Origin of the sequence: Chitinophaga sp. (assembly GCF_036566945.1) — a bacterium.
Classification (GTDB): Bacteria; Bacteroidota; Bacteroidia; order Chitinophagales; family Chitinophagaceae; genus Chitinophaga.
On sequence record NZ_DATCVJ010001032.1, the window covers coordinates 1 to 7,098 of the forward strand.

A 7,098-nucleotide genomic window follows, 5' to 3' on the forward strand; every position below is an offset into this window, starting at 1 on the left:
CTAAACCGTAACTCTTGAATCGGAAATCTTCTGCTAAAGTATCATTTGGTTCCCAACGTAAACTAAATGGTGGGTTGGCTACTATGGCATCAAACTCTACTTTTTTGCTTGGATTCATTTCATTGAGCAAAGGCCAATGATTTTCTAAGGTGTCACCATGAAATATCTCAAACTCAGTATCCTTCATTCCATGCAAAAGCATGTTCATTCGGGCAAGGTTGTAGGTAGTAATATTCTTTTCCTGTCCGTATATTTTACCAATGTTTCCGCCATTGTCTTTGACCTGCGTTCTCACATTCAATAACAATGAGCCGGAACCACAGGCAAAATCCAACACTTTATTGAACTTCTTTCTTTTACCATTGGCTGGATCCTGGCTGTCTAAAGCTACAACTTCCGAGAGAATGGTAGAGATTTGCTGTGGCGTATAAAACTCGCCAGCTTTTTGCCCTGAACCTGCAGCAAATTTGCCTATTAAATACTCATATGCATCCCCGATAGTATCAGACTCGGTAGAAAATTCTGCAATTCCATCAGCAATCTTTTGAATGATAACACAGAGTTTTTTATTTCTGTCATGCGAAGTTTTACCTAATTTTTCTGAGTTCAGGTTTATCTCCGAAAACAAGCCTTGAAAAGTACTGTCAAATGATTCGTTTTCAATGTATCGAAATCCTTCTTCGAGTGTTACTAACAAATCAGGATGTTGCGTTCTCGCTAATTCTATAATATTCCCCCATAGATACGACGGCTTGATAACATAATGCACTTTTTTTCGCATCTGTTTTTCAAAATCGACCACATCGTCGCTGTTTGCTTTATACCAGATTTCCAAAGGTGTTTTGACCTTAACATCCATTGGATCCTTGTCTGGATAGTCTTTCCCCAATTCTTTCTTTGCCGCCTCTTCGTAATTAAAGGACAGATACCGCAAGAATAGGAACGAAAGCATATAATCACGGAAATCATCCGCATTCATTGCTCCTCTTAAGGTGTCTGCTATATCCCAAAGGGTTTTGCCTAGTTGCTGTTGCTGCTGCTCTCTCTGCGTCATTGTCAAAATTTGAATTTATACTTGAGAACAATTTTCTCTAAAATATCTTTAAACAATTGTTCTTCTGTCGGAGACATCCTATTGGATTGCGTTCTAAATGAATCCTTATGTGATAGTGAATGAATTCTTTCTGCAACAGTGTTTGGATCTTCGCCAAGTTCGATCTGGCTTAACGTATAACCAATTCCGCCTTTACCTAAAAAAGATGAAATATTTTCAAGCAATTGTCTCAAAAGCACGAAATGATAGGAAAACAACTCCGTTTTGGTTGCTTCATCTAACGTCTTAAGTAGATGAAGGTGAAATAGAAAAGGACCATTTGGACTGTTTAGCTTTAACTCATCTTGTTTATTTTCAAGTAAGAAAACGGATGTATCATTTTTGTACTTATCACTTTTCTGACCTTTTTTCAGCCGGTCTGCGAGAATTGAAAACAAGCCAATATGATGAGTAGTTAAGATTATTTTCTTTCTGGGGTAAGTGTCATCAATCAATTGAGTAATTGATTCTGCAGTGACAAAAATATTATGTTCATCCAAACTTGAAACAGGATCATCAATAAAGAAATGTGCATCCAGAACACCTGTCCACGCCTCCGTTTCAAATAGGGCCAGGAAAAAGCACCAAACAAATATCCTCTCTTCACCTCTTGATATCTTAATTGGCGTTTCTAGTTCTTCATCTATAAAAAATGTGATTGACTTTATTCCCTTCTCCCTGTCACCATCTTCAAATAGATTGAGTTTGAATTTATATCGGGGATGATACAGGGAAAGTTTTTCGTTTAGAATATCCGTATCCAACAATAGAGAATGAAACTGATTCAACGAGCTAATAACTACATCAAGCTTTATATTTTCATTATTGCTTTTTTCATCATTGTCCCATACAAATAGATCTTCGCTATAAGCATTATAGTAAACACCTGAATGTTTCCCGCCGTTTTTCGCTTTTGATAAATCTTTAAAGGAAACAGATAACTTTGTTTTCCCTGTTGTATTAAATGCATAAATTAAGCAAAGTTTTTGCGGCAATTCGTATAATTGAGTTGCTATATCTGATATATTTTTCATTCGCTAATCATTCATTTTAGGGAATAAACCTTGCATTAATCCTTTTTTATGCTGCTTCAATTGTTCTATTTTCTCTGCTTGTGCGGTGATTAATGCATCTAAAGCCGAAAGGCAGGAGGCGATTTTTTGTTGTTCTTTAAGTTTTGGAGGGAAGCCGACTTTAAAATCTTTGATTTGTTGCGCACTTATATGAGGGATACCTGAACTTGTATTAACTGTATCAACGTATGTTCTAAATTTATCTGACAAGAAATACTGATAAATATATTTAATATCAGATCTTTCATTTGGTCTGATTCGCGCAACCCTTTGTATTAAAATTGAATTTTCATCATCTTTATTTATAAGAGCTACATTTTTGCCAACCTTAGAACCATCCATTCCAATCACGATATCATCCTCCTTTATTAAATACTTTCCTAGATTTTCTAAATTCCCCAAGAAATACTTATCAATATCCTCTGAATGTCTAATATATCCCTCTGTAATGTTAATACCTCTTAGAATAGGTGTTCCAATTTTATCATCACTAAGTTCTTCACTTCTAAGGGCAATTCCTGAAAGCAGATCAATATAATCTCCTATTTTCTTCACCTCCCATTCCCCATCCTTCACAAACTCCGGGAAACGATACTTCGGCACCTTCTCGCCCTCTTGCGGAAAAAGATTTTGCATCAGGCCTTTTTTATGGTCTTTGAGCAAGTCGAGCTTTTCGCGGTGGGCAGCAATTACTTCATCTAAGGAGGAAAGGCAGGAAGCTATTTTTTGTTGCTCGTTAATGGTTTGTGGTAACCTAATTGGCATTGATGAATATTCAGTTCCATTTATACCAGGTTGACCACTTCTGGCAGATATAAAACTGACCCATTTCCAATATTGATCAGTTGAAAGAAATTGGAATAAAAAATCTGAATTCAATTTAAAATTGTTCGTTTTCACTCTAATAAGAAAACCTGCAAAAACAAGCCTTCCATCTTCACTTCTATATTTATATGATTTGCCAACACTTGCACCAGTTCTTGCCAATACAATATCACCGTCGCATAAATAGTTGTTTTCTGTAACATCGCTATCAACTGACACTTTTCCGTTTGCAAGAAAACGTCCATCTTCCGAAATATCAGTTATTCTTAGGTAAGTCGGTAGCTGATTAGAATAAGGAACGCCAGGTGCATTAATCCCATATTCGGGATTTTGGAACAAATAATCTCCCAACTTTTTCTCCTCCCATTCCCCATCCTTCACAAACTCAGGAAACCTTAATTTCGGTACCAATTTTTTATCCTTATTCATAAGCAGCTAATCCAGAAATTTCACGCCCTTGGGCTAATTTTTTTAATTGAGGTACTAGATCATTCATTAAGGCCAGTTCTATTACCCTGCGTTCTTTCCAGCTAAGGCCCAAAGGTTCCAACAGGTCTGTCAATTCTTCTCCGTCAAAAATCATCCGGCTCATAATCTTATCCACAAAGTTTTTCAATTCCGACGCTTGCAAATCATGTCGCTGCGCAATAGCAGCCAGTTCTTTGTTGTATTTATCCTCTTTAAATTGATCGTACCCATTGCGTAAGCTTTCCACGTTTTGCCCGCTGTTCCAGTCCAGGCTTCTGATATACTCCGTCAAATCCTCTTCCTCGTCCATTAAATTGGAGTTGGATTTCAAGAGGCTAATCACCTGCATCTTAGTCATTTTCTGCTTAGCCGGCTTCTTTTGCGTATTATCCGCAATCAGGTTCATGATGTAGTCATAATCAATCACTGCAGAGGCAAATAGCACAAATTCGAAATCCAGTTGTTGAATTTCTGGTGGCGCGTTTTCGCCTTCTTTTTGTTGTATTTCCCTTAATTGTTTGGCAGTTTCGATATAGGAGCTTCTGAAGCCCTGCAAAATACCTTTGGGCAAAATGGCTTCAATTTTTGCCATTTGTGTTTCGTCCAAATCTGTGTATTGGTCCAGCTGAGTTTTAAGCCGCTGTACTTCTTTAAAATTCTTCACGAAGGCTAATCTTGCTGCGTCCCCTTTCAGATTGTACACTTCTGGCGCTTCATTGACCAGACCGTGTTCCTCCATAAAATTGCCCAATTTTTCTACCGCCGCCTTGAACTTATCAATTACCACAGGCGCAGGATCCACCAGCCAAATCTCCCTTGCTTTTCCATTGTCTTCACCCGAGAATAGTGCAATGGCCTGGTTCACGGCATCCTGTTGTGAACGGAAATCTAAAATATTACCGTAAGGTTTGGTGTCATTGAGTACACGATTGGTGCGGGAAAATGCCTGGATCAATCCATGGTATTTCAGGTTTTTGTCCACGTACAAGGTATTCAGGTATTTGGAATCAAAACCCGTAAGTAGCATATCCACTACAATGGTGATGTCAATCTTGTTTTCGTGCGGGTAGTCCGTGTTGCTGTATTTTTGGTCTTTGATGCGTCTTTGTATATCCTGATAATATATATCAAATTCGTTGATAGAATGCTCGCCGCCAAATTGCTTATTGTAGTCAGCAATAATTTCCGTCAATGCTTTTTTCTTCTCCTCCGGGTTTTGCTTATTATCTTCTTTTTCCTGGGTAAGATCTTCCTGAAGTTGCTTAATGTCAGCCGCATTTTTCTGACTTTGCTGATCACCCTCTTTGGCAATCAATTGAGCTGGAGGAGAAAAAACGCAAGCAATATTCAAAGGAGTATAATCAGGATTCTCTGCTAATTTTTTCTTTTGTACTTCTTTAAATAGCTGATAGTATTCAATAGCGTTATTAATAGAGGCTGTGGCCAACAAAGCATTGAAACGCCTGGAATTAGTGGCGGCATTGTGCTTGTCCAAAATGGCTTCTACCACCGCCTGCTGTGCAATGGCTTCGCCTGGCTTTGGATGTATATTGCCTTTGCCTTTAAAATAATCAATGTGAAAACGCAGCACATTCTTATCATCTATAGCATGAGTAATGGTATAGGTGGGCAACTGCTTTTCAAAGATATCCTTCGTAGTTTTGTAAGAAGCGTATTCGCCTTCGCGTACATTGTAGTTAGCATTTTCATCAAAGATGGGCGTACCGGTGAAACCGAATAATTGCGCATTTGGGAAAAACTCCTTGATCGCTTTGTGATTGTCGCCAAACTGGGAACGGTGACACTCATCAAAGATGAAAACCACACGTTTTTTACTCAGTGGTTCTAAACGTTCCTTGTAGTTTTTTTTATTGGTTTCATCAAGTGCCAATCCTAGTTTTTGAATGGTAGTAACAATTACTTTGTCGGTATAGTCGGCAGAAAGTAAACGCCTTACCAGCGTTTCGGTATTGGTATTCTCTTCCACACTACCTTCCTGAAACTTATTGAACTCTTCGCGGGTTTGCCGGTCAAGATCTTTTCTGTCCACCACAAACAGGCATTTTTCAATATTCGGATTATCTTTCAGTATGGTAGACGCTTTGAAAGAGGTCAGGGTTTTACCGCTTCCCGTGGTGTGCCAGATGTATCCATTTCCCCTGTTGTCGTTAATACAATCTACGATAGCTTTTACCGCATAAATTTGATAGGGTCGCATGACGAGCAATTTCTGTTCGCTTTCTACCAGTACCATGTATTTACTGATCATTTCTCCCAGTGTACACTTGGACAGAAACTTATCGGTAAAATCGTAAAGATTATTTATCTTTTTATTCGCTATATCTGCTAATTCATAGACCGGCAAAAATTGTTCATCTGCATTGAAAGCAAAGTGCTGATTTTTGTTGTTCGCAAAATAGAGTGTGCGACTCACGTTGCTTACAATAAACAACTGCATAAAGCAAAGCAGCGAATTGCCATAACCATTGCCTGGCTCGTTTTTATAATCCACAATCTGCTGCATGGCCTTGCGGTGTGATATATCTCCCTTTTTCAGTTCGATTTGTACCATTGGCAAGCCATTAATCAGCAAAATGATGTCGTAGCGTTGGTAGCTGTTCTCCGTATTAATGCGCAATTGACTGATGACTTCAAAATCATTCTTGCACCATTCTTTGTTATTCACCAAAGTATAATGCAACGGGGTTCCATCTTCGCGCTGGAAATACTGTTTCTCCCGCAATGATTTAGAAGCAACAAAAACGTCTGGATGAATAATCTCCTCTCTCAGCCTTAAAAATTCATTCTCTGAAAGCCGAACACGATTGAGCGCTTCAAATTTAGTTCTAAAGTTTTGCTCAAGCGTTTTTCTATCGACGATATCATCTCGATGAGTATACTTAAGATCCGTGAGTTGCCTGATCAGGTTATTCTCTATTTCGTATTCTTTGCTCATTATAATTCTATCTATAAGTCCCTGGCATTAACGTTCAGAATTTCTGCAATTCGATACAAATCCTTAATGCTCGCCTGTCTGGTATTACAAGCGCATGTGTTAACTAATAGCTTGCTTTAATTTTTCTCCAGCCCCAGGTCTGTGAGGTGCCTTTCCTTCAGCACTTCTTTAATTCGGTTCATTAAAAGCATAGCTATAGTTTATCCCGTCGAATATAATAAAAATACACGGATTAATATTGGAAATATACATGGTATTATCTCGGGAAGAAAGCCCCGTGCTGGTGGAGAAAAACAAACTTGCTTCACAGTGCGGAACACAAAAGAAATTAAAAAATACGAAGGGTCGACTTTGCGTTCTTTTAGTCACCTAACATAGTAGCAACCCGCAATTAATCTAAAATGTATCCGAATAGTCAATATAACAGATCAAGTTGTTGAATTCATTAAACTTTCCGGTAGAATTTATTAATTGACCAAATCCTGACTGCAAACGAACCAACAGACTAACAAAATAATGATTTGAACTTACATCAACCTAATAATACCCGCACCAATATCAATCTTAAAAACAATAAATCAGGATTAAATACCGAATCAAAAAAGGCTTCAAAACAAACCTGTTTTGAAGCCTTCCAGTGATCCCCTTGGGACTCGAACCCAAGACCCATACATTAAAAGTGT

Annotated in this window: 4 protein-coding genes; all 4 read right to left on the reverse strand. The window is 38.2% G+C overall.

Annotated features, from left to right (window positions below; translation table 11 throughout):
* Positions 1-1,054 (reverse strand): N-6 DNA methylase (locus VIP81_RS31140; protein ID WP_331971260.1); only part of this gene is annotated, 1,054 nt, incomplete at its 3' end.
* Between the two features lie 2 nt (positions 1,055-1,056).
* Positions 1,057-2,127, reverse strand: a complete 1,071-nt coding sequence (locus tag VIP81_RS31145; protein WP_331971263.1) for an AAA family ATPase — start codon at positions 2,125-2,127, stop codon at positions 1,057-1,059.
* A 3-nt stretch (positions 2,128-2,130) separates the two neighbouring features.
* Positions 2,131-3,420, reverse strand: a complete 1,290-nt coding sequence (locus tag VIP81_RS31150; protein ID WP_331971267.1) for a restriction endonuclease subunit S — start codon at positions 3,418-3,420, stop codon at positions 2,131-2,133.
* Positions 3,413-6,415 carry a type I restriction endonuclease subunit R gene (locus VIP81_RS31155; RefSeq protein ID WP_331971272.1) on the reverse strand — a complete coding sequence of 1,001 codons (3,003 nt, stop codon included), beginning with the start codon at positions 6,413-6,415 and terminating at the stop codon, positions 3,413-3,415. Before VIP81_RS31155 ends, VIP81_RS31150 begins: the two co-directional genes overlap by 8 nt.
* Between the last annotated feature and the right edge of the window lie 683 nt (positions 6,416-7,098).

What these genes read in the sequence shown, in the direction of transcription:
- VIP81_RS31150 (WP_331971267.1), bottom strand. Translation starts at nt 3,420, where the DNA reads ATGAATAAGGATAAAAAATTGGTACCGAAATTAAGGTTTCCTGAGTTT.
- VIP81_RS31155 (WP_331971272.1), bottom strand. Translation starts at nt 6,415, where the DNA reads ATGAGCAAAGAATACGAAATAGAGAATAACCTGATCAGGCAACTCACG.
- VIP81_RS31145 (WP_331971263.1), bottom strand. Translation starts at nt 2,127, where the DNA reads ATGAAAAATATATCAGATATAGCAACTCAATTATACGAATTGCCGCAA.